24 protein-coding genes and 1 tRNA gene are annotated in these 22392 nt (G+C 58.3%); 13 read left to right on the plus strand and 12 right to left on the minus strand.

The window, feature by feature from the left end; genetic code table 11:
- Complete coding sequence (locus Q5Q88_RS06920) at positions 1 to 300, minus strand: hypothetical protein (protein ID WP_118652866.1); 300 nt, start codon at positions 298 to 300, stop codon at positions 1 to 3.
- 3 nt (positions 301 to 303) lie between these two features.
- A complete protein-coding gene (locus Q5Q88_RS06925; protein ID WP_118652868.1) occupies positions 304 to 1689 on the minus strand; it encodes an acyclic terpene utilization AtuA family protein in 1386 nt (461 codons plus the stop codon).
- A gap of 218 nt (positions 1690 to 1907) precedes the next feature.
- Here Q5Q88_RS06925 and Q5Q88_RS06930 point away from each other — a divergent pair, with 218 nt between their 5' ends.
- A complete protein-coding gene (locus tag Q5Q88_RS06930; RefSeq protein ID WP_158574793.1) occupies positions 1908 to 2927 on the plus strand; it encodes a LacI family DNA-binding transcriptional regulator in 1020 nt (339 codons plus the stop codon).
- A 19-nt stretch (positions 2928 to 2946) separates the two neighbouring features.
- On the opposite strand, the gene Q5Q88_RS06935 is transcribed toward Q5Q88_RS06930, so the two are convergent.
- Genes Q5Q88_RS06935 through Q5Q88_RS06960 form a run of 6 tightly spaced genes read right to left on the minus strand, consistent with a single transcriptional unit; the run spans position 2947 to position 7098 of the window.
- On the minus strand, positions 2947 to 3645 hold the full coding sequence (locus Q5Q88_RS06935; protein ID WP_302742523.1) for a ChbG/HpnK family deacetylase: 699 nt from the start codon (positions 3643 to 3645) through the stop codon (positions 2947 to 2949).
- A gap of 27 nt (positions 3646 to 3672) precedes the next feature.
- Positions 3673 to 4581 carry an AEC family transporter gene (locus Q5Q88_RS06940; protein ID WP_118652874.1) on the minus strand — a complete coding sequence of 303 codons (909 nt, stop codon included), beginning with the start codon at positions 4579 to 4581 and terminating at the stop codon, positions 3673 to 3675.
- Positions 4582 to 4586: 5 nt separating this feature from the next.
- Complete coding sequence (locus tag Q5Q88_RS06945; RefSeq protein ID WP_118652876.1) at positions 4587 to 4904, minus strand: PTS lactose/cellobiose transporter subunit IIA; 318 nt, start codon at positions 4902 to 4904, stop codon at positions 4587 to 4589.
- Positions 4905 to 4931: 27 nt separating this feature from the next.
- Entirely contained in the window at positions 4932 to 5141 is a 210-nt protein-coding gene (locus tag Q5Q88_RS06950; RefSeq protein ID WP_302742526.1) for a hypothetical protein, read from the minus strand.
- A 28-nt stretch (positions 5142 to 5169) separates the two neighbouring features.
- Positions 5170 to 5925 carry a MurR/RpiR family transcriptional regulator gene (locus Q5Q88_RS06955; RefSeq protein WP_302742528.1) on the minus strand — a complete coding sequence of 252 codons (756 nt, stop codon included), beginning with the start codon at positions 5923 to 5925 and terminating at the stop codon, positions 5170 to 5172.
- A gap of 27 nt (positions 5926 to 5952) precedes the next feature.
- On the minus strand, positions 5953 to 7098 hold the full coding sequence (locus Q5Q88_RS06960) for a hypothetical protein (protein WP_302742529.1): 1146 nt from the start codon (positions 7096 to 7098) through the stop codon (positions 5953 to 5955).
- A 271-nt stretch (positions 7099 to 7369) separates the two neighbouring features.
- Here Q5Q88_RS06960 and Q5Q88_RS06965 point away from each other — a divergent pair, with 271 nt between their 5' ends.
- From Q5Q88_RS06965 to Q5Q88_RS06975, 3 genes are all read left to right on the plus strand, one after another.
- Positions 7370 to 8704, plus strand: a complete 1335-nt coding sequence (locus tag Q5Q88_RS06965; RefSeq protein WP_302742530.1) for a PTS sugar transporter subunit IIC — start codon at positions 7370 to 7372, stop codon at positions 8702 to 8704.
- A 99-nt stretch (positions 8705 to 8803) separates the two neighbouring features.
- Entirely contained in the window at positions 8804 to 9106 is a 303-nt protein-coding gene (locus tag Q5Q88_RS06970) for a PTS sugar transporter subunit IIB (RefSeq protein WP_302742532.1), read from the plus strand.
- A gap of 173 nt (positions 9107 to 9279) precedes the next feature.
- Positions 9280 to 10959, plus strand: coding sequence for a carboxylesterase family protein (locus tag Q5Q88_RS06975; protein WP_302742534.1), 1680 nt, complete (start codon positions 9280 to 9282; stop codon positions 10957 to 10959).
- Between the two features lie 118 nt (positions 10960 to 11077).
- Here the strand turns inward: Q5Q88_RS06975 and Q5Q88_RS06980 are convergent.
- The 3 genes from Q5Q88_RS06980 to trxA all read right to left on the minus strand — a co-directional run bounded on the left by Q5Q88_RS06980 (position 11078) and on the right by trxA (position 12700).
- A tRNA-Gln gene (locus Q5Q88_RS06980) sits at positions 11078 to 11151 on the minus strand.
- A gap of 44 nt (positions 11152 to 11195) precedes the next feature.
- On the minus strand, positions 11196 to 12104 hold the full coding sequence (locus Q5Q88_RS06985) for a peptidoglycan-binding protein (protein ID WP_302742536.1): 909 nt from the start codon (positions 12102 to 12104) through the stop codon (positions 11196 to 11198).
- A 275-nt stretch (positions 12105 to 12379) separates the two neighbouring features.
- On the minus strand, positions 12380 to 12700 hold the full coding sequence (gene trxA / locus Q5Q88_RS06990) for a thioredoxin (protein WP_294158348.1): 321 nt from the start codon (positions 12698 to 12700) through the stop codon (positions 12380 to 12382).
- Positions 12701 to 12856: 156 nt separating this feature from the next.
- On the opposite strand from trxA, the gene Q5Q88_RS06995 reads away from it, so the two are divergent.
- From Q5Q88_RS06995 to Q5Q88_RS07025, 7 genes are all read left to right on the plus strand, one after another.
- The gene (locus tag Q5Q88_RS06995) at positions 12857 to 13444 is read left to right on the plus strand and encodes a hypothetical protein (RefSeq protein WP_294158346.1); all 588 of its coding nucleotides are present in this window, start codon (positions 12857 to 12859) and stop codon (positions 13442 to 13444) included.
- Positions 13445 to 13558: 114 nt separating this feature from the next.
- A complete protein-coding gene (nadA, locus tag Q5Q88_RS07000) occupies positions 13559 to 14536 on the plus strand; it encodes a quinolinate synthase NadA (protein WP_302742539.1) in 978 nt (325 codons plus the stop codon).
- Positions 14537 to 14570: 34 nt separating this feature from the next.
- The gene (locus tag Q5Q88_RS07005) at positions 14571 to 15932 is read left to right on the plus strand and encodes an L-aspartate oxidase (protein WP_294122702.1); all 1362 of its coding nucleotides are present in this window, start codon (positions 14571 to 14573) and stop codon (positions 15930 to 15932) included.
- 95 nt (positions 15933 to 16027) lie between these two features.
- Positions 16028 to 16879: a carboxylating nicotinate-nucleotide diphosphorylase gene (gene nadC / locus Q5Q88_RS07010; protein WP_302742541.1), complete on the plus strand. Its 852-nt coding sequence runs from the start codon at positions 16028 to 16030 to the stop codon at positions 16877 to 16879.
- Positions 16880 to 16935: 56 nt separating this feature from the next.
- Complete coding sequence (locus Q5Q88_RS07015) at positions 16936 to 17493, plus strand: transcription repressor NadR (RefSeq protein ID WP_118652896.1); 558 nt, start codon at positions 16936 to 16938, stop codon at positions 17491 to 17493.
- A 734-nt stretch (positions 17494 to 18227) separates the two neighbouring features.
- Positions 18228 to 19025 carry a PTS sugar transporter subunit IIC gene (locus Q5Q88_RS07020; protein WP_118652898.1) on the plus strand — a complete coding sequence of 266 codons (798 nt, stop codon included), beginning with the start codon at positions 18228 to 18230 and terminating at the stop codon, positions 19023 to 19025.
- Between the two features lie 20 nt (positions 19026 to 19045).
- A complete protein-coding gene (locus Q5Q88_RS07025) occupies positions 19046 to 19927 on the plus strand; it encodes a PTS system mannose/fructose/sorbose family transporter subunit IID (RefSeq protein ID WP_118652900.1) in 882 nt (293 codons plus the stop codon).
- Positions 19928 to 20433: 506 nt separating this feature from the next.
- Here Q5Q88_RS07025 and Q5Q88_RS07030 read toward each other — a convergent pair.
- The gene (locus tag Q5Q88_RS07030) at positions 20434 to 21291 is read right to left on the minus strand and encodes a sugar phosphate isomerase/epimerase (protein WP_118652902.1); all 858 of its coding nucleotides are present in this window, start codon (positions 21289 to 21291) and stop codon (positions 20434 to 20436) included.
- 199 nt (positions 21292 to 21490) lie between these two features.
- On the opposite strand from Q5Q88_RS07030, the gene Q5Q88_RS07035 reads away from it, so the two are divergent.
- On the plus strand, positions 21491 to 21916 hold the full coding sequence (locus Q5Q88_RS07035; protein WP_118652904.1) for a PTS sugar transporter subunit IIA: 426 nt from the start codon (positions 21491 to 21493) through the stop codon (positions 21914 to 21916).
- Positions 21913 to 22380, plus strand: coding sequence for a PTS sugar transporter subunit IIB (locus Q5Q88_RS07040; protein ID WP_294122691.1), 468 nt, complete (start codon positions 21913 to 21915; stop codon positions 22378 to 22380). The genes Q5Q88_RS07035 and Q5Q88_RS07040 overlap by 4 nt, the downstream gene beginning before the upstream one ends.
- The last annotated feature ends 12 nt before the right edge of the window (positions 22381 to 22392 follow it).

Consider the following 22392-nt stretch of genomic DNA (forward strand, 5'->3'; position numbering starts at 1 on the left):
TTAGACCTCCATCTCGAGCAGGGCGCTCCCTAGGGACTTTCCATGCATGTCGAGGGCGAGCGAGCGGGTCACGCCGCCACCAAGAGCTGCTTTGAGCTCGAAATTCAGCGCTGCGATGCTTGGGATCTCGTAACGGGTTACCTCTCCGTGCACGAGCTCTCCAAACCAAGAGGCGACACGCTCGGCGGTGATCTTCTCCTCGAGGAGCGCATAGTCCGCTGGGTCGTAGGCGATGACCGATATGACCGAGACATTGCCCTTGTCGCCCGTGCGGGAGTGGGCGATTTCCTTGAGTTTCATCGTCTATGCCTCCAGAAGCTCGACGCCGATGGTGAAGTCCGAAGACGGAATGAGAATGCTCGCGATGGAGATGATGTCACGTACGCTGGCTGTGGCACCGCCGCCACCGGCGGGGCCGTTGGTGTAGAGCGCCTCGACCTCGCGACCAACCTCATGTGCCATCTCGGCAGTCTTGGTGCGAGCTGCAACGCGGAGGCGGATCTCAATGGGGGCGCCGACTCCAGGGCCGGACGTCTCGCGGATGGCATGGGAGATTGCATCGCCATACAGGGAGTTGAACCCGATGTAATCGAAGCGGACTTCCTCGGCTTCAAGCCCGATGATCTCAAAGCGGTGCTCGAGTACATCACGTGCGAGCTCCGCCTTGGCGAGCGCGTTCTCGCCGCCGTAGCTGATCTGCCCCTCGCCGATGAAGCAATCGTGGTAGCCAACGCTCGTCTTGAAGAAGCCGTTGGGTGCGGCTCCGTCTGCCCCGTGGATCTTGACGCGGTTCTCGGCCTCTTGCTCGATGCGGACCTGGGAGAAGTCTGCCACGACATCGGGCGTGAAGTAGGTGTGGGGGTTCTGGATCTCGTAGAGGGTCTGCTCTTGGACCGTCGCGACGCTGACGAGGCCACCCGTGCCGGGCAGCTTTGTGATCACGCCGTTGCCCTCCTCATCGACCTCGATGATGGGGAAGCCGAGGTTCCACAGGTCGGGCACTTCCTTGTGGCCGGGATCGGCGAAGTACCCGCCGCAGACCTGACCGGCGCATTCGAGCAGGTGACCGACCCATGTGCCCCGCCCAAGACGAGTGTAGTCGTCCATGCTCCAGCCGAATTCGTGCACCAGGGGGCCGAGCGCGAGCGAGGGGTCCGCCACGCGTCCGGTGATGACAATGTCGGCGCCACGGTCGAGCGCCTCGACAATACCAGCGCAGCCGATGTAACCGTTGGCGGACAGGACCTCGCCGTCGATGTCGGACAGCGGCGCGCCCGTCTCAATGGTGGTCATGCCCAGGTAGTGGTCGAGCTCATCGGTCTTGTCGTCGCCGGTGACGCATACGATTTTGAGGCCGGTGAGGTCGCGCTCGCGTGCCATAGCGAGGCAGCGTTTCGCCGCGGCCGTGGGGTTCGCCGCACCCATGTTCGTCACGATGCGCGGGGCTCGCTTGGTTTCGGCGCGCAAGTCGACGAGGGCGTCGAGGATGCGCGTGAAGCGGTAATCGAACAGGTCATTGTAGCCAAGCTCGGGATTTTGGCGGCGCCTGGTCTGGGCGATGGAGACTGTGCGCTCCGCGAGGCACTCGAAGATGATGTAGTCGAGGTCACCGCGGCGGATGAGGTCGATGGCGGGTTCGATACGGTCGCCACCGTATCCCGCGCCCGAGCCGATGCGGATAGTTCTCATGTTTGGCGTCCTTTCGCATTGCGGGCCAAAGGAGGATGGGAGTACTGGCCGGCCTCCCGTGAATGTGCCGGTACCACGTAAGTACAACGTTGTACCCTACGAGGATAGTAGAACGTTGTACCTATCAGTGTCAAGCGGTTGTGCTAGGATTTTTTAAGCAAAATCGTCTGCATGCGCGGTGTCGAGCCCGCACGTGCCGTGCATATGGGGGAATGGGAATGGCCACGATAAAAGACGTCGCCGCATTGGCGGGGGTCTCGCTCTCGACGGTCTCCATCGTCGCAAACGGCCGCGCCAAACAGCGCAACATTTCACAGGTCACGCAAGAGCGCGTGCTGGATGCGATGCGTGAGGTTGGGTATCGCCCAAGTGTTGCGGCCCGCAAGCTCCGGGGCGGCAAGGAGCGCCGCCAGCTCACAGTTTTTTGGGCGGATGACTTCCGCGAGATCATGCTTGCCCGCTTCCTTAAGGGGCTTCATGCGAAGCTCGAGCAATGTGGTGTAGAACTCGATGTTGGTGTCGAGACGTACCGCAACGGAGAGCTGTCTCGCGTTGGTGCCCTGTGCGGTGCGCCGACGTTCGACGCCGCCATCATCGCGAACGCGTCGCCCGACGACCTTGCGTTCCTGGCAGAGATGAAGCCCTTGGCACCTATGGTCCTCTACAACCGCGAACTTGAGGGCTACGCCTCGGTTGTGGTTGACGATGCGGAAGTTGGGGCGATGGCGGCGAAGAGAGCCGCTGCGTGGTTGGGCGGTCGGGGCGATGGCGGTCGTCGTCCCGTGGCTTGCCTGCGAGCACCTGCAGCCTTTGAGGGCATGCTCATACGCGAAGAGGCGTTTTGCGCAGGCCTGCGAGATGCGGGCCATGAGGTGATCGACATGGCAGTTGACGAGAACTCCGCACAAGGCGGCTATAAAGCGCTTGCGGGTATCGCGCCAGGTGCGGTGTCGTGCCTGTTCGCTCCCAGCGATGCGGTCGCCATGGGCGTGCTGCACCGGTGCTGGGAGCTCGGCATTCGCGTCCCCAACGATATGGGAGTCATCTCCGTGGGCAATGGTGCCGTGGAATACGCCGAGCATACGTGTCCGCCTTTGACGTGCGTCTCGATTCCCATGGAGGAGATGGCAGGGCACTGCCTCGAGCTTTTGGGGGACGCGGTTGGCTTTGCGCCCCCCGCGGACGAGGCGCGTGTGCGCCGCATATCCGCGCGCCTGTGCGTTCGCGCGTCCATGTAGCGCCGCCGCGATTGAGGCGCTAGTAGTGTGTGAGCTCGATGCTGTGTTCTTCTGCAAATGCAATCACTGCCGGATCGCATAGGGCATCGAGCTCACACACGCGATCCAGGTTGTACGAGCTTGCCCGGTAGAGGTCGAGGTCGCAGTAGCCGGGATGGCACATGAGCTCGATATCCTCGTCGAGATGTTCCTGCATGATCGATATCAGCGTCTCGGCTGTGGCGGTTGGCCCAAAGAATCCGCTCACATACGCAAAGCGCCCGTACCGGCGCATTTCGAGGCCGTACTCGCGCGCAAGGCCGCGCGTGACATCGAGGATGGCGGGAGACATATCGTGCACGCCATGGTGTGAGTCGATATGCGTGGGCGCATGTCCAAAGACATCGCAGAAGGACTCGATCTGGGCCTTGAACTCACGTCGGACGTCTTCGGCGTCGAGGTCATCCACGCGGCTGTAGAGCTCCTTGCGTCCATAGAACGTACCGCCAGGGGCCGTGATGCTGCGTCCAGCGGTGAGGGGGCTGCCCAGGGTGAGCGTGAGGTGAACGCCGATGCCCAGGCCGTCCAGGCCTTCCACCGCTTGCCGTGCGAAGTCGATGTCCTTGGCGTTCATGAGCGCGGTGGTTGAGCGGAGGATGCCACGCTCGTATGCCTCGATGATGCCAAGCGTATTCGCCTTGGTGTAGCCAAGGTCATCTCCATTTACAACGAATCGCATGGGGCCTCCAAGCAGGGGACGTGTGGATTAAAGAACGGCGGTCGCCAGCGCACTGATGAGGGGCAGCGTTACCAGAGAGAGCAGGGTAGAAAGACAGACCGTGATGCTGGGCTTATTGGTGTCCTGTCCGAGCTGTTGGCAAAAGACGGAGACGTTGGAGCCTACGGGCGCTGCGGCCGCGATGAGGATTGCAAGTTTGACCTCGCGCGCCCCGGGGATGACGGCAAAGAGGGCAATGGATACCAAGGGGATGAGCACGAGGCGCGCCACGCTTGCCTGATAGGCTTTGGGCGTGGTGAGTAGGGTGCGCAGGTCTGCATTGGCCAGATACGAGCCAAGAATCAGCATCGCGAGCGGAGAGTTGAGGTTGGCGATAGTCCCCATGAGGGTTTGGGCAATGGGGGGAATGGGCATGCGAACCAAGAACAGCACGGTCCCGAGGATGAGTGCGATGAGCATGGGGCTGCTCAGGACGGAACGCATGCTGATGCTCTCAGTGGAGCCGGAGATGCGCCACCGCCCGTATGTCCACTGCAAGACATTGAGGGCTGCGATGAAAGGCGCGATGAAGAACACTGCCTCGGCTCCAAATGCTGCTTGAACGAGGGGAATCCCAATGAACCCGGCGTTGGAAAACGCAGCGGCGAACTCAAGAACGCCGTCGCGGGGGAACACCAGCCGCGCGATGAGCATTGCCAGTCCGAGTGCGAGGGCGGAAAGCACCATGGTGAACACGAGGTTTTCAAGGCGCTCGGGTGTGTACATGCCCCAAAACGAGCGGACGATCACAACGGGGAACACGACATTGAGAAGCAATGAGCCGAGTTCGCGCGTGGTGGTGGGGCTAAGCATGCCAAGCTTCACCAGCAGGCAGCCGAGCCCCATGACGGCGAACATGACAAGGCACTGAGAGGCCAGTGTTGCGGCGATGCTCATGGGTCCTATTTCTCGGCTATAGCCTGGTATACGGAGATAAACTCCTTGGCGAGGATGCCAAAGGCCTCGGCGCTCATGAGCTGATCTTCGGCGTGCATGAGGATCAGGGCGAATTCGGACTGCTCGCCGGCGGCCTCCTTCTGGATGAGGGAGAAGTGGGCGTCGTGACCGGCGGTGAAGAGCTGCTGGCCCTCGGCAATCAACTGCTCGGCACCATCGAAATCGCCTTCCTTGGCGCGGTGGATGGCCTCAACGTAGTTGGAGCGTGCGGCGCCAACAGAGGCGATGATCTGGAAACTTGCCTGTTCGACTTCGGGACTCATGGATACTCCTGTTCGTTGGGCTGGGTGCTATTTAGCGTGGATCTGGAAATAGACGGCTTTGAACTCGGGGGTCGCCTTAAGAGCCGCCTTGACGACGGTGAGTGCGCGCTCGTCGTCGGTCGTCTCGAAGAGCATCTCCATGGGAGTCTCGCTGACGAACGTGCACGTGGGGTCTTCCACGGCGGCGACGTACTCTTTGAGTTTGTCGTGGTACATGGTGCAGTTGATGGCGATCATGAGGGGTCCTTTCTACTCAATCGCGGTGTTAAGACTGTTGGGAGGTGCGTTGCGCGAGGGCGCTGGTGAGCAGGTCGATGAACACCATGAACGAGACTTGTGTCTCGAGGTATTGGCTGTAGTTCTGGTTCTGATAATTGGGGAGCCAGACGACCTGGTCGACCTTCGCGTTGAGCTGGTTCTTCCGACTCATGGTGATGAGGACGATATGCGGTCTCCGCTCGTCGGGGTTATCGGCTAAGGCATCGAGAATATCTTTGTAAACCCTGCTGCCCACAGAGAAGATGACCAAGGTGTCCTCATCGGCGATGCCCTGTTCGACGGAAAGCTGGTCATAGGGCGCAAAACTCGAGATGATGCCGAGCTTGAGAAGGTTGAGGTTCAGAAGCTGGGCGGACAGGGCGCTCTTGTGGAAGCCGGTGGTGACGATGCGCCGCGATGTCGTGAGGCGCTCGACGAGCAGGCTCATGTCGGCGTCTTCCATGGCGGCGGGTATGAGCTGGAGGAGCTTGCAGTACCATTCGATTGCCGTAGACGGCGAGCTGCTCTCGCCGGCTGACTTATGGTGCTGGTACACAGCGGACTTGAAATCGGAGAACCCCCGGTATCCGAGCTTTTGGCAAAAGCGCGTGATGGCCGGCTGGGAGATGCCGAAGCCCTCGGCAAGGGAGGTCGCCGAAGCGCGCAGGACGGCGTCGACGTTATTGATGAACGCCTCGTACACCTGTTGATCCGTTGCGGTGAACGCACCCTGTTTAATCTGCATCTGCTCGAATGGGTTCATAGTGAGTCCTCCAGTCATACCGAATGGCTATTCAGCAATCATGGACTCAATACTACCAATTACCGACTGCACGAAGGCGTCCGCCTCGCCGCGCGCGGTGCGGGAGTTGAACGTCTCGAAGTACTTGCCGTAGTCGCAATCGGGGACGAGGTAGTTGCAGTACGTGTTGGCGTAGCCGATGATGATGACCTCGTGCTCGGGGAATGCCGCTTTGATACGGCGGCCGAGTTCGCTGCACACGTCGCCCGGCATGGTGACGACGATGAGGGTGCCGAATGAGTAGAACTGGCTCGTGAGTTCGAGTGACACGGGGCTCATCTCGAGCTTGCGCTGTTGATGGTCCATCAGGAACGCGGACATGGCTTGGGGCTCGGGTGAGGCCAGGTCTTCTTGAATGCGAGCGGTCATTTCTTCCCAGTCGCGATCGGTGCGGGCATCATAGGTGGTGGGTCGGCTGACACTTCCGCATCGGGGCATCCACATGTGTAGTTCGACGGGTGTCTTCTTGACCATGACCTGCTCAAAGAGGGCATCGGCGGTCTCGTTGAGCTCATCTATGCCCGATGACTTGCGGTAAAAGCGCGTTGACACATCCCCGCACGTTCCGTTGGTGCACAACACCTGGCAACCAAGGGCATCCTCGAGCCTCAAACGGACTTGGCCGATGAGGTCGGCGGAAAGCGCAGTGCTGCTCCCGTTGAGGATGGTGGGGTGCGCCGAGACGTTGAAGAGCGCTCCGAGGGGCGTGCCGTCATCACCTTGGAAGGTGATGAGGTAGCAGTGCTTGTCCTCGACACCTCCCCGGACGTTGCGGTTGCCGTAGAGGCCGTCGACGAGCATCTTCTCGAAGGTGCAGGTGGCGGGCTGCATGTTGGCGTGTGCCCGGCAGGCGCTCTCGATCATGCGGCGCTCAGCGTCTGCGGTGAGTTCGGGCTCGACATGGGTATCCTCAAAGGCGAGTTTGAAATACGCCGGGGCGGAGTGCGTGTGAATGCACGCCACGGTGATGTGTGAGGGGTGGACGCCCGTGCGTGAGGTGATTCCCGCCTTCACCCGGTTGCAGAACACGGGGTCGAGCATGATGGAGTCAAGGACGACGAGAACGAGGGTCTCGTTATCGATGGAGAGACACAGTGAATTAATCTGAATGGAATCAAGAACCGATTCATTCATTCCTGGACGGTTGTATCCCGCCATATAACATGGACGCTGAGGGGTGATATCTACTTTATCGAATCCGATATACATAGTTACCAGCTTCTTTCCATTGAAACCTGTATGATGAGGACATCGTACTACATGAATGGCCATTTACCGTTTATCGAATGAAAATTCCGGTAAACGGTAAAAGTATTGAATGGATATTCAAATTCGGATACATTCGACTCACGTACTGGCCGTGCGCCCACATCGTTTGCAGTAACGAGAGGAAGGAAGGTCCACCATGAGTGAGGCCACTGCACCAAAGCAGTCCATCATGGATAAGTTCCAGGCAGTTATGGAACGCACCATCGTGCCCGTTGGCATGAAGATCTCGCAGCAGAAGTATCTGGCTGCCATCCGCGACGGCATGACCGTCATGATCCCCATTACCATCATCGGCGGTTTCGCCTGCCTGCTCGCCGTTCCTCCTGCGCCGGTTGGGCTCACGGGCGGCAACATCTTCGCCGACTTCCTGCTTGCCTGGCAGGCATGGGCTGCGGCGAATGCGTCGGTTCTCATGATTCCCTATCACATGACGATCGGCATTATCTCGGTGTTCGTTGTGTGCGGTGTTGCGTATCAGCTCGCGCAGACCTACAAAATGGATGGCGTCAATAATATGTTGTGCGCCCTGCTGGTGTTCTTGTGCGTAAGTGACGCCGTCGACCTCGAGACGGTCTCCATATCCATCGCAAAGCTCGGTGCTTCCTATATGTTCGGCGCCATGATGATCGGTTTGCTGGTTGTTGAGATCAACCACCAGTGCATCAAGCACAACATCAGCATCAAGCTGCCCGCATCCGTTCCGCCCAACGTTGCTGCCCCGTTCAACGTGCTGATCCCCATGACCTTCAGCGTCGTTGGCTTCACGCTCCTCAATGTCCTGTGCACCATGGTCACTGGCGCGGGTATTACCTCGCTGGTCTACACCATCTTCCAGCCGCTGCTCTCCGCTACCGGCAGCCTTCCCTCCGTTCTGCTCATCAACGTCATCACGACCACCTTCTGGTTCTTCGGCATCCACGGTGGCAATATGGTCAGCGTTGTCACGAGCCCCATCACCACGGCAGCCCTCGCCGCCAACCTTGAGGCCTATCAGGCGAATCAGCCCCTGCCCTACATCTTCTCTGGTGCGGTTAACGGCGTGTTCGGCAACTGGATCACCTACTTCGCCATCCTGCTCGTCATTCTGTTCTTCTGCAAGAGCTCTCAGCTCAAGAGCGTCGCCAAGGTCGCTGCCGTGCCCTGCGTGTTTAACATCAACGAGCCTACGATCTTCGGCATGCCTACGGTGCTGAACGTCTTCACGTACGTTCCGCTGCTTATCTGCTCGATTATCAACTTCTCCAGCTACTATCTGCTGGCGGAAGCCGGTATCCTGGGTCGCTTCTACATTACGCTGCCGTTCACGGTTCCCGCTCCGCTGCAGGCCTTCCTCGCCACCATGGATCCCAAGACCATCGTTTTGTACTTCGTGCTGCTCGCGGTTGACGTCGTTGTATGCCTGCCCTTCATCAAGGCCTACGACAAGACCCTCCTTGATGCCGAGAACGCACAGGAGAAGCTCGCTGCCTAAAGCGATTGTTCGGTTCGAGTCCGGCGTACTGACCGAACTCGTATCACATGCGCGGGGCGCGGAATGCCCGTGCCCCGTATTGCCAGAGAGGAAACCACCATGCGTAACATCGTTCTGTTCTGCGCTGCAGGTATGTCCACGAGCTTGCTCGTGACCAAGATGCAGGAGGCTGCCGACGCCTCCGGCTATGAGGCGACGATCGCCGCTCACCCCATTGCGGAGGCCGACACGTACGGCAAGGACGCCGATATCGTTCTGCTTGGTCCGCAGGTCCGCTTTGAGCTGGCGCGTGTCCAGGGCCTACTGCCCGACAAGAAGGTCGAGGCGATCGACATGATGGCCTACGGCATGATGAACGGCGAGGCCGTCATCGCCCAGGTCAAGAAGGCCCTTGGGGATTAAGACGAGCGATATCGTATATATGACTTTGATTTGGCGGCCTACGAGATACCACTGGCCGCCTTTTTATTAGGGGATCAAGCCAAATAAGCGAAAACGGAAACGGTGCCGGATCGGTGCCATGGGAGGTACTACCTTAATGGGCAAGAACGTAAGTCGTAGGGGGGTTGTGTGCGATGGTGGCTGCGGCGGCGACTTCTGCAGGCCTTTCGGCGTGCACGGGTGACGATATTACCAAAGGCGGGTTGTCTTCTGAGGCAAGTGGTGTGAAGTTTGATGGTGCGCGCGCCACGGTGAGCGCAGGTTCGGTCAAGGGGTCTGAAGTTGCTGATGGAGTGTTCTCGTGGTACGGAATTCCGTATGGCGAGGTACCGATTGGTGACTTGCGTTGGAGTACTCCAAAAACCCGTGCTGCGTGGACGGACGAGCTTGACTGCAGCAAAATGGGCGAGAGGTCGCTCCAGTATTCCGGCGGAAAGGTTATTGGCTCTGAAGACTGCCTTAACCTGACCGTGACAGCTCGTGACGGTGAGGGTGGAAAACCGGTTCTTGTTTATATTCATGGTGGCAACAATCAGACTGGTGATGCTCGGGAGCTTATTGGAAACGAGCTGGTGAGTACGCTCGACTGTGTGTATGTCTCCTTAAACTATCGACTGGGTCTCTTTGGATTCAATTGTCTTCCGGCGCTACAGAGCGACGATGACGCTACGGGTAACTATGCGCTGCTCGATATTAAAATGGCTCTTGATTGGGTTGCGGAGAACATCTCCGTGTTCGGTGGCGACCCAGAGAATATTACGATAGCGGGTTTCTCGGCGGGAGGCCGAGACGTTATGGCGATGCTTATCAGCCCTTTGTTTGAAGGAGCTTTTAAACGTGCGATCGTCTTTAGCGGCGGTATGACGACATGTGATGAGTCTGCCGCCTCTGTGCGAGTGGCCCGGGCATTGGCGCCTCTTGCGCTTGAGGATGGAATCGCCGACACATCGGAAGAGGCGGTGGCGTGGCTTCTTGCGAATGACAATGAGGTCGAAGCATACGTGCGCGGGCTGGAAGCGGAGCGTCTGGCACTTCTCATGGCGAATGCCAGTATCCGGATGAGCGTGTTCCCTCATTTGTACGAAGATGGTGTGGCCCTTCCAAGGGGAGGATTTGATGGAGCGTTGTACAACGATGTGCCCGTGATTATGTTGACGGGTTCTTCGGAGTTCGGACTATTCTCCAATGGAGATTCGTGGTGGCAGGGTGAAGAAGCGGCAGGGCTCTCAGATGACGAACTGACTGCGGCAAAGAACTTCTCTTGCACATATGGGAACGAGATGTATCGCATCTTCAACGCGCAAGAAAGCGCAAACACGATGATGAGTGGATGTGGGCAGCCGATATACGTATGCGAGGTGAACTATGGCGATGATGCGTCAAAGATGAAGGATGAGCTCAGCGGTTACGGCGCGTTCCATGGCATCTTTATTCCCATGCTGTCCTCGACTAATTCCTATACCTCGATGCTCCCAGGCGTGTTCGAAAGTGAGAGCTACCAGGCAATGGCGGAAGTATTCAGGAGCTACATCGCAAACTATTTGAAGACGGGAGACCCGAATTCCGAGGAGCTCGAAGAGTGGGTGGCTTGGAGCAGCGATTGCCATGAATCCCTGTGCTTTGACGCGGATGCAGAAGGTGCAGTGGTGAAGAGCCTTGATAAGACTACTACCTATGGCGATATCATCGAGCGCATGGAGTTGGATACAACGGTAAGCGATGAGATAAAAAGCCTAGTTGCGAAAAATGTGATGAATGGGCGTTGGTTTAGCAAAGACCTTGATGGGTACTATGCGGGAAACCGATCAGCGTAATAACAGGTGCCTTCGAAGTTTTTGTAGAAAAGGATAAGAAGAATCCACTGTGCGTTCGTCATTGAACACGTAAGCAAACAGGCCGGAGCAATTATCTGCTCCGGCCTGCTGTATTCAATGGCTGGGGTAGAGGGATTCGAACCCCCGTAACTGGTACCAAAAACCAGGGTCCTGCCGCTGGACGATACCCCAATGCATCGACCGCGCAAACGCGCGACCGTCATAGTGTAGCGTACCTAGGCGCTCAATGCATCGCACAAACCGTCGAGGAGGCGGACCGCCAAGGTTTGCGCATCGCTTGCGGTGAACATGCCGTAACCGGTGATGCCCGTGAGCTCGATTCGCAGTACCACAGGTTTGGTTTTGGCCGCCGCCAGAGCGGTCTTTATGCGAAGGGGGAGATTCTGGCATTCGGCGAGAGCAATGGTCGCACGGGGCTCTGCGTCTTCGGGAAGCTCGTCAGAAGCGACCTCGACGATGAGGTCGACGTCGTGCGGCGCCTCGCTGTCGTACAGGACGATACCGCTGCCGTCCGTGGTCGCCGAGGCGATATTCCACACGCGCGAGGCGACGTTGCGCGCGATCGCGTCCTCGCCGCCAATGGCAATGCGGCAGTTCTCAAGCACATTTGCAGCACGTGCGAAGCCCATGCGTGCCTCGGCATCGATGTCGACGATCGAGGGCTTACCCTCCCAAACATGGTGAAGGCGCTTGACGTAGGCAAACGTGTCTTGGAACGCCATGCCATCGGCGAAGAGGCCGACGTTTTCCTGGAACTGCTGCAGCGCCGCCTCGGTGTGCGGGCCAAAGTAGCCATCGTCGACGCCGCAGGCAAAGCCCAACGTGTTGAGTGCCCGCTGCAGTGCCTGCACGTCCGCGCCGTGGAAATTGGGCAGGCGCAGGTAGAGCGTGCGGTCACCGAGTTTGTACGAGGCGTCGACCAGCGCACTCCATGTGGTGCCGTCGACCTCGTCGCCCGTCTCGATGCCTTCGGAGGAGCGGAAGGCACGCACCGCCTCTGCGGTGGTGGTGCCGTACTCCTGGGCGGACGTCTCGGCGGTATCAATGGTATATCCCAGCGATGCGAGGCGCGTTTGAACGTCTTCGACGGCAGGCCCTTGCATTCCCGGTGTGATGGATTCCATGCGGATCCCCTAACAAGCCTGGCGCACACCACCATCTGGTCGGTGACGGCGCTATCTCATGCACGCGAGCGCAACATGCCCGCGCGGCATACGATTCATAGTGTATCAAGGATGTGTATCGTCCGCACAAGTTCCACTGGGGTCGGCTCGTGAGGTGTTGATGATACATGGGACGATGCGGCTCATGCAAAAAGACGACCGCGCCTGGGGGACGGGCGCGGTCGCAGAGGGAAGGTGCGTTGACGCGCCGCAGTGCGACGCGACGTGGCAGGCGTTTAGAGGTTTGCCTCGATATCTGCCTTGAGCTTGGGCTTGGGGATGGCGCCAACCGAGCGCATGGCCTCTGTGCCGCCCTTGAGCATAACGACCGTGGGGATGGACATGACGCCGTAGCGCATGGCGAGGTCCTGGTTCTCATCGACATTGCACTTGGCGACGACGATCTTGCCCTCGAGCTCGTTGGCGATCTCGTCGACCACGGGGGAGAGCATACGGCATGGGCCGCACCACGGGGCCCAGAAGTCGATGACGACGGGGAGCTCGTTGGTGAGCAGGTTGTCGAATGTGCTTGCATTCGCTTCGATGATATTGGCCATGAGAGCCTCCTGTATGGGTGGTCTCGCAGCGTCGAACGCCACGAGGGTGGGTCTAATCGAGGTGGTTATACCCAAGAGCGTGCTGGCGTTACACCGAGCGGTAGAATGTTCTTACAATATGTAGGACGACGGTCAACGCGGACAGGGTGAGGGCACATGTCGGTAACAACAGGCGAGCGCAAGGAGGCCCTGGCGGCTGCCGTTGAGCAGGAACTTGGCTCGCTCCAAGCGCGTGGCGTTCGGATTGCGGGGAATGCTTTCTCGCCTGTCGTTTTGGTAAAAGGCGAGCTGAATGCCGACGAATTGGCGGGCGAAAGCCTCTTGAGCGGCGCAGACGGCACGGCGCTCCGTGCGGCGCTTTCGGCCATTGGATGGGAGCCGCAGGATTTCTGTGCGCTTGCGACGGTGTTCGGCACGGGCGAGCCGGGCATTGTCGACGGCCCCGTACCGGGCGATGCCGTGCCCGCTGAATTGTTTCGCGAGGCGCTCGAGGCGCTTGACCCCGAGGCGATCGTCTTGCTCGACGATGCCGCAGCGGATGCGATGCGCGAAGCGTACGCGGACGCCCTTGCGATTATCGAGGACTTTGACACGGCTATGCTCAAGCCCGGGTTGGTGGCTCCGGTGTTGGGACGGCGCGTGCTTGCGCTCAACGGCTTCGAGGCGGCACTCACGGAGCCTCGTCAAAAGCAGCGCATGTGGGCATATCTCAAGCAGCTCCCTCCCTTGGGAGCCCCCTATTAACTATGAACCGTGGCGACTTCTCGTCATTTTTAACTGTCTTGTCAGCTGTCTTGTCAGTAAAGGCGGGCAGTGGGATACTTCCCCCAACGGAAGCTGATTCGTCGGGAGGACTCAATGACAGAGACGACGATGGAACCCACTGCGCTTGAGCGCGCCGCTGCGGTGACGGCGGAGACCCGTGCGCGGATCGAGGCGCTCAAGGCGGAGCGCGACGCGGTGATTTTGGCCCACTATTATGTAGAACCCGAGGTCCAAGCGGTGGCCGACTACGTGGGCGATTCGTTCTACCTGGCAAAGCTCGCAAAATCACTCCCTCAACAGACGATCGTGCTGTGCGGCGTGGAATTCATGGGGGAGAGCGCGAAGCTCCTCAATCGCGATAAGACCGTGTTGATGCCCGAGCCCGCAGCGGATTGCCCTATGGCCCACATGGTGCAGCGTGCGACGATCGACAAGGCGCGTGAGGAGTACGGTGACGATCTTGCGGTGGTTTGCTACGTCAACTCCACCATCGAGGTCAAGAGCTGGAGCGATGTGTGCGTGACCTCCTCCAACGCGGTGAAGATCGTGCACGAGCTGCCCCAGCGCCACATCCTGTTCATTCCCGACCGCAACTTGGGGCGCTACGTGGCAGAACAGGTGCCCGAGAAGCACGTGATTTTGAATGACGGGTGCTGTCCGCGGCACGAGGCCATTTCCTTGGCCGAGCTGCGCGAGCTCAAGGCGGGGCATCCGAATGCCCTGGTGTTCGCTCATCCCGAGTGCGTCGCCGCCGTGTTGGACGAGGCGGACTACATTGGTTCGACGGCGGGCATCATCTCGTTTGCCGAGCAAAGCGACGCGCAGGAGTTCATTATCGTGACGGTTCGAGGGGTTCTGTACGAACTCGAGCGTCGATGCGCCGGCCAGGGGAAGAGGTTTTACGTTACGTCTACGCCGCCTACGTGCAGCGATATGGACGGCATTACGCTTGAGAAGCTCCTGCATTGTTTGGAGTTCGGCACGGGTGCCGTGGAGATCGGCGTGGATGGGGCCTCCGCAAAGCGCGCTCAGCTCACGCTCGACCGTATGCTCGAGTACGCCGCTCGATAATCGACGGCACATGCGCGGCGAAAGGGGCGGCACGATGGAGGCTGCATACAAAGATATGACATGCGATGTGGTAATCGCCGGCTGTGGCGTGGCGGGTTTGTACGCCGCGCTCAACTTGCCGAGCGATATGCGGGTGGTTATGCTTTCCAAGGGCGCGGTTGACGAATGCGACTCCATGCTCGCCCAAGGGGGCATCTGCGTATTGCCCGAGGCCGCGGATTACGACGCGTTCTTTGAGGACACCATGCGCGCGGGTCATTATGAGAACCGGCGCGAGAGCGTGGACATCATGATTCGATCATCCCGTTCGGTCATCAACGACCTCGTGGCGTTGGGGACGGATTTCGATCGGGCTGAGGACGGTTCGCTCGCGTTCACGCGCGAAGGTGCGCACTCGCGTCCGCGAATCGCATTCCATGCGGATGTGACAGGCAAGGAGATTACCGAGTCTCTGCTCGCGGCGGTCAAACGGCTGCCCAATGTGACCGTTCTCGAACACGTTGCCGCCGTCGACCTCATCGTTGATGACCATACGTGCGCAGGCGTGATCGCCGTGCCGGTAACGGAGAATGCCTCGGCTGCGACGGTCGAAGAGCTGCGCGGTGAACAGAGTGAGCGGGGTGTCCGTCCCGAGGGCGTGGGAGCGCCGTTTGAGATTCGGGCGCGTGATGTGCTGCTCGCAACGGGCGGCATCGGAGGCGTGTACCAGCACTCCACAAACTTCCCGCAGCTCACCGGCGATGCGTGTTTCCTGGCGAACGAATATGGGGTCAGTCAGGAACACTTGGACTACGTTCAGATTCATCCCACGGGCCTGTATTCCGAAAAGCCCGGTCGCACGTTCCTCATCTCAGAGAGTTGCCGTGGCGAGGGAGCGGTTTTGCTCAACCAAGCCGGCGAGCGCTTTACCGACGAGCTGCAGCCCAGGGACGTGGTGGCGCGCGCCATTCAAGACGAGATGCGCGATGAGGACGCGGAGTACGAGTGGCTGAGCTTTGATCCCGTTGATCGCGAGATCGTACGCACGCACTTTGCCAACATCCGAGCCCACTGCCAGCAAGAGGGGCGCGACATCCTCGAGGAGCCTATTCCTGTGGTGCCCACGCAGCACTACTTCATGGGTGGCGTTTGGGTCGATCGGGATTCGGCGACCACGATGCCGCATCTGTATGTTGCCGGCGAGGCGGCGTGCAATGGTGTGCATGGCAGGAACCGCCTTGCGAGCAATTCGTTGCTTGAGTCGCTCGTTTTTGCGCGCCGTGCGGCGTGGAAGATGGCGACGGGGGAGAGCCTGGAAGTCGAGAAGGCGGGCGAGCCCGCGCTCGACGGCGCACATCGCCTGTTGCCCGGTCAGGTGCGCCAAAACCTCAACATCGACGTGCTCGTGCACGCGTGATGAGCGCGCCTTGAGGTGCGCTATCTGCGGCGCGCCCCTTGGCGTGCGGCGCGCCCGTCATGCTCACGACCGTCATGCTTACGAAAGGAATTCTTGTGAATCCAATCACCATGAACCTTGTTGCCGACGATATCATCCGTTTTGCCCTGCGCGAGGACATGAACGCGGGCGATCTGTCGACCGAGTCGGTCTGCTCCGGTCCGCGGGAGGCCGAGGTTCAACTCATTGCGAAGGCAGCGGGCGTCATCGCGGGGTTGGATGTGTTCGAGCGTGCCTTTACCCTGCTCGACCCTGCCACGACGTTCGACGCGCGCGTGAGTGATGGCGACGAGGTCGAGCCCGGCCAGGTGCTAGGGACGGTGCGCGGCGACGCCCGCGTGCTGCTCTCCGGTGAGCGCGTGGCTCTCAACTTCCTGCAGCGCATGAGCGGTATCGCAACGTATACACGTACCATGGCAAAGGAGCTCGAAGGTACCAAGACCCTGCTTGCCGACACGCGCAAGACCACGCCTGGCCTTCGCATATTCGAAAAAGCGGCGGTCGAGGCAGGCGGTGGCCACAATCACCGCTACAACCTTTCACAGGCGGTCATGCTCAAGGACAACCATATCGATGCGGCGGGAGGTATCGCTGCCGCCGTGGCAGGTGCTCGCGCCCATGCGCCCTTTGTGTGCACGGTGGAAGTTGAGTGCGAGAGCCTGAATATGGTGCAAGAGGCACTCGATGCTGGTGCGGACATCATCATGCTCGACAATATGGATCGCGAGCAGATGCGCGAGGCCATTGCGCTCATTGATGGCCACGCCAAGGTCGAGGCCTCGGGCAACGTTGACGCGAGCAATATCCGTGAGCTCGCCGATCTGGGCGTCGATATCATCTCGTCGGGAGCGCTTACCCATTCGGCGCCCATTCTGGATCTCTCGCTCAAGCACCTGCGCCTGCTCTAGCTCATCTTGATGTGGGATGTGGTTCGTTCGGAGAGTGCGAGACGGGAGGTGCGGCGATGCCGCTAATGGGTCATGAGCGCAGGGATGCCATCTTGCAGTCCTTGCGTGGCGCAAAACGCCCGGTGAGCGGGACGGCGCTCGCAAGCGTCGCCGGTGTGAGCCGACAGGTGATCGTGCAGGACATCGCCCTGCTGCGTGCCGATGGGCACGACATCGTTGCGACCAATCGCGGGTACGTGCTGCGCGAGGGCGCCTCGGAGCTCTCGGTTCCCACGCGTCTTATCAAGGTTCACCACACTATCGATCAACTTGAGGACGAGCTCCAGACCGTCGTCGACCTGGGCGGAACCGTTCAAACCGTTATGGTAAATCATCGCGCATACGGCAAAATCACCGCCAATCTGGACATACGCAGCCGTAGCGGCATAGCCCGCTACCTCGAAGACATCCGCACGGGCAAGAGCACACCGTTGATGACGGTGACGAGTGGCTATCATTTTCATCGTATTTCTGCCGATACGGAGGAGGCCCTGGACGCCATTGAGGCCGCCCTTGCGGCCAAGGGCTATCTTGCCGAGGTCTTCCCCTATGAGCGTGAGGGCCTGGACGGGTAACGCTCGGGCGGCGTTTCGCAACTGCCTGTGCCGGTCGCGGCATGTCCCATCCCATGGCGGCTCCGCGCGAAAGTGCCGCGAAAGTTAACTCTCGCGGCACGTTTTTGCTCTTGCGCCGAAATAGCTTCCGCGAAAGTTAACTCTCGAAGAGCGTATTTGCCATCATGGCGGAAATGTCGCCGCGAGAGTTAACTCTCGCGGGCACGCTCGGCGCCCGACCCCTTGGGCCCGGCTTGGCATACGGCCCCTTTGGCTGGCTACCCAATAGGCTCGACGTATTTGGCCCGGTCGGTGCGCTGGACGCGCTTTGAGACGTGGAGCGGGGCGGGCGTTTGATGCCGGAGCGGTGGTCCGCTTGGGGCTCTTTGCTTGCTGGAGGTGTCAGCTGCCGTCTCGTGCGGCATGCCAAAATATGTTATCGATCCGATGCTTTGGTTGTTATGGTGCCATGCCTTCTGTAGTCGCTTTTTCTGCCATAACCGTTATCTTCACAAGGCTGTCGGAAGAGTTCTTGTTCGGGCGCAGCGGCGAGGGACAGTTTGAGGATGTTGATAGATGAAGACCGTTCACATGGAAATAGCTACCGTCTACCCAAGACTGATGTAACTAAATCGTATACAACGTATAAGACGTATATGATGACTTATGTCACATGTTGCCGCGGGATCCGGACTCGCGCGCTTCGGTGAGGGCGCTTCGAAGCGCCATAAAGAATTGATGGAAAGGAGACGGTAATGAATCAGCTTTATGCAGCAATAGCCGTTGGCCTCGTGGGTGTCATTTGCATCATGGACTCCCGTATGCTGGGGCGCCTGAGTCTTGAGCGCCCGCTTATTGGCGCCACGATGGTCGGCATCGTGCTTGGTGACATCCCCACGGCTTTGGCCGCTGGCGCGACGCTCGAACTTATGAGCATCGGTTTGATTAATGTGGGCGCCGCGATGATCCCCGACATGAATATGGGATCTATCGTTGCTACGGCGTTTTGCATCTTGACCGGAGCGGGTCCGGAGGCGGCGTTGACCATCGCAGTCCCTGTTGCCGCATTTGGCCAAGCGATTGGTCTTGCGGTGCGCATGGTCCTCGCGGCATTTTCTCATAAGGCCGACACCCTTATCGATCAGGGCAAATTTAAGCAGGCGCTTCACCTTCATATTATTTGGGGTAATGTCCTGTATGCTCTGATGTATTTCGTGCCTATCTTCCTTGCGATCTATGTCGGCACCGATCTTGTCCAGTCTATTGTGGATATGATTCCCGCATGGGTCACAAGTGGACTTAACCTTGCCGGCAATGTCCTTACTGCTCTCGGCATGGCCCTGCTGCTTAATATCATGCTTACCAAGAAGATGGCCCTCTTTTTCTTCGTTGGCTTCTTTGCTGCGGCCTTCCTTAACATTAACGTTACCGCCGTTGCGATCTTTGCTGTGTTGCTCGCCCTGCTGCTCGTGGATCTCAAATTCCGTGATGGTGGCGGCCAGTTCGCAACCCAGGCCGCAGACGACTATGATCCGCTCGAGGACGACGACTAAGAAAGAAGGAGGTCATTTCAATGGCAGAGCAGATTACTGTTGAGCAGGCATCCAGCACGACCGAGCTGAAAAGCTTGGAGCCGCAACCTGTTTCCGAGAAGAAGCGCCTTTGGCAGTTCTTCTGGCGCACCTGGGCGATCCAATCTTCGTGGAACTATGAGGGCCAGATGAACCTGGGCTTCCTCTATTCCATTGCGCCGACGCTCGACCGCATTTACACAGATGAGTCCGACCCGGAGATTCTCGAGCGAAAGAAGGAGGCCTATCACCGTCATACCGCTTTGTATAACATCACGCAACAGCTGAACAGCTTTGTGCTTGGTCTCGTTGCCTCGATGGAGGAAGAGTACGCTCGCGACCCCAAACACTTCAACCCTGAGGTGATGAACAGCCTAAAGGTTTCGCTTATGGGTCCGCTTTCGGGCATTGGCGATTCATTGCTTGAGGGAACGCTTCGCATTATCTCTTTCGGATTGGGCGCGTCCCTGGCAGCGCAGGGCTCCATTCTTGGACCTATTTTGGCGATCCTCATCTCCGGCATCCCTAAAGCCCTTATTACTTGGTTTGGCGGCAAACTCGGTTATACACTTGGTGCCGACTACGTAAAGCAGCTGCAGAGCGGCGGCATGATGGAGCGCGTGATGTACGTTGCGAGCATTGTTGGCCTCATGACTGTGGGCGCGATGATTGCCACGATGGTTGGTATTACGACCCCGTTGCAGTTCCAGGATGGAGCTTTGGTAATTCAGGACGTGCTGAACGGCATCTTCCCGGCAATGATTCCCTTGGCTATTACTATGACTTTCTACTGGCTGCTCAAGAAGAAGGTTAGCCTCACGGTGTTGCTGCTGGGCGGCATTGCTGCTAGCTTGGCTGCAAGCTTCTTTGGAATTCTTGCATAGCAATTGCGTATATAGCCCCCTTATTAGGCGCAGATCGTTGACGGGTCTGCGCCTTTTCGTATGTTGACGAAATGTGTCGAGCGGGGTCTGGTGCTTCGAGTGAGACATCTTTGAAGTATGTCGGTCTTGGGCAGGACCTGGTCCCCGACTGTTGCCAGTGGTTGCGGGCAAGTAGTGGCTCGCCGATTCGTTCGCAGCCATGGCTCATCGAAATGTGGACGGGTGTGGCGAAAGCTGTGATGGCGTAGGTGTCGAATGTGCGTGTGCCGCAGGGTCATCATGTTGATGTCAATGTGCGGATGGGTTATGAGAGTCCGGATCCTTACCGCCACGGGCGGCCTTTTTCCTTTCGAGGTTGCTGAGAACCATATGAGTGGGTGCTTTGCGTGGGGTCTTTTGGTTCCGCTGCATGACCGGTGGCTGGCATTGTCAGAGACAAGAAGCCCCCGTTTCTGCTGTATGAGAAACGGGGGATGGAGGGTTTCTGTCTTTTGGTGGGGTGCGCGTTATGCGCGTGCGGCTTCGATCTTCTCGTAGGCGCTAAGATAGGTTGCCATTGACCGCGCATCGGCTGCCATGGGATCGGTGAGCGTTGCGGAATCGGTGCACTCGACGCTTAACACCCCTTGGTAGCCGTTCTGCTCAAAGGTGAGGATGTCAGTCGCAATATCACGTTCTCCGTCGCCAAGGGCAAGGTGGAGTGAACGCTCGCCGGTATCGACATAGTGGGCATGAATCATCTTGGGGCCAAAGGTATCGAAATACTCCTGAATAGTGTTGCCAGCGCTCACCATGGCGCCGATATCGAGGCAGACTTTCAATGCGGGCTCATCGACCATGGATAGTAGAAGATTGAGGTCGGCAACGGTGTTGGCGATGCGCGACTCGGGCGCGCGCAAGGCTTCGATGGCGAGGTTGATGTCCTGCTCGCCTGCATAGCGCGCGACCTGTTTGAGCATGGTCGCACTACGCTCGCGTGCGGTTTCAACTGGCTCGTTGTAATACGCCCAGCCACTCGTTACGAGCACCTGAGTTGCGCCAACGCTTTTTGCAACATCGACGGCACGGGTAAAATATGCAAGTGTGCGTTCTTGGATGCTCGCGTCTTTTGCCGCCATATTGTGTGGTTTGGGGTTGCATTGCTCCGGGCATATGCCGTGGATGCGGATGCCGTATTCATCGATGAGATGGCTTAGGCGCTCAATGGGATCGTTCTGCCGATAATCCATAAAGAAGTGCTGGGGAGATGTCCATAGCTCGACGCAGGGATAGCCGAGCTTTTGTGCATTGGCAAAAAAGTCATCAAGGTCATAGAACATGTAGTGGTGGTTCATGGTGGCAAGTTCAATGCGAGGCTGTGCCATCCCGACTCCTTTCCAAGGATTTATCAACAAACACGTCTCAGACGTCATATACGATTATAAATTAAAGAGATGTATGATGTGCAGACCTGGGGTTCTTGCCGTGAACGGTAGATATTCGGCGATAAACGGACATTTCAACTTGAATCTAGACCAATCTGTATATAACGTCTATGATGTCAGTAACGAATAGGAGGTACGTATGAATCAACTCATACTTGCGTCGCATGGTGGCCTTGCGGCTGGTGCCCGCGATACGCTCGAAATGATTATTGGCGATGTGTCGCGTGTTCACGTGGTTTCGCTGGAGAGGGATGACAAGGATCGGATCGACGAGCGCACGATTGCGCTAATCGACTCGTTCGAGCCGTCTGATGCAGTTTATATTTTGACCGATATGATGGGTAGCAGCGTGAATAACTCGATGGTTTCCGTGCTTGCCCAGCGTCCCTCTGTCACGGTGATCTCTGGGATGAATTTTCCTCTAGTGCTTGAGATGTCGTTGGCAACCGGGCCTCTTTCTCGAGAGCGCATTGACGAAATCATCTCGCAAAGCAAGGGCGGCATCCAAGACGTCGCGGCCCTTTTGGCTCAGAAGGCACAGGAAGAAGAGGAGGACGACCTATGATCAAGCTTGTGCGTTTGGACTATCGTTTGGTACACGGCCAGATTTTGGCAGCCTGGGTGAACCACCTGAGCGCTCAGCGTATCATTTTGGTTGACGATGCGGCGGCGAATGACGAAATGAAGTCTGCCGCCCTGAAGCTCGCAAAGCCCGCGGGGATTCGCCTGAATATCTTTACCGTTGAGAAAGCTATCACGAAGATGCCAAAGATTCTCGAGCTCAACGAGAATATCATGATGGTCTTTGGTACTACTAAGGCGCTTGTCGACGTGTGTAAGGCTACTGGTGCGATTAACGAGATCCAATATGGAGCCACCTTTAATAAGGACGGTTCGAAGCAGATTGACCAAAGCGTCTTTTTGGATGAGTCTGAACAAAGTGATACCCGAGAGTTGCTCGCAATGGGCGTGAAGCTCTATAGCCAGCAGACCCCTTCGTTCCCGAAAGAACCTATTACGTCTGTTTAGCGTACGGCGGTT

The organism is uncultured Collinsella sp. (assembly GCF_959026545.1).
Classification (GTDB): Bacteria; Actinomycetota; Coriobacteriia; order Coriobacteriales; family Coriobacteriaceae; genus Collinsella.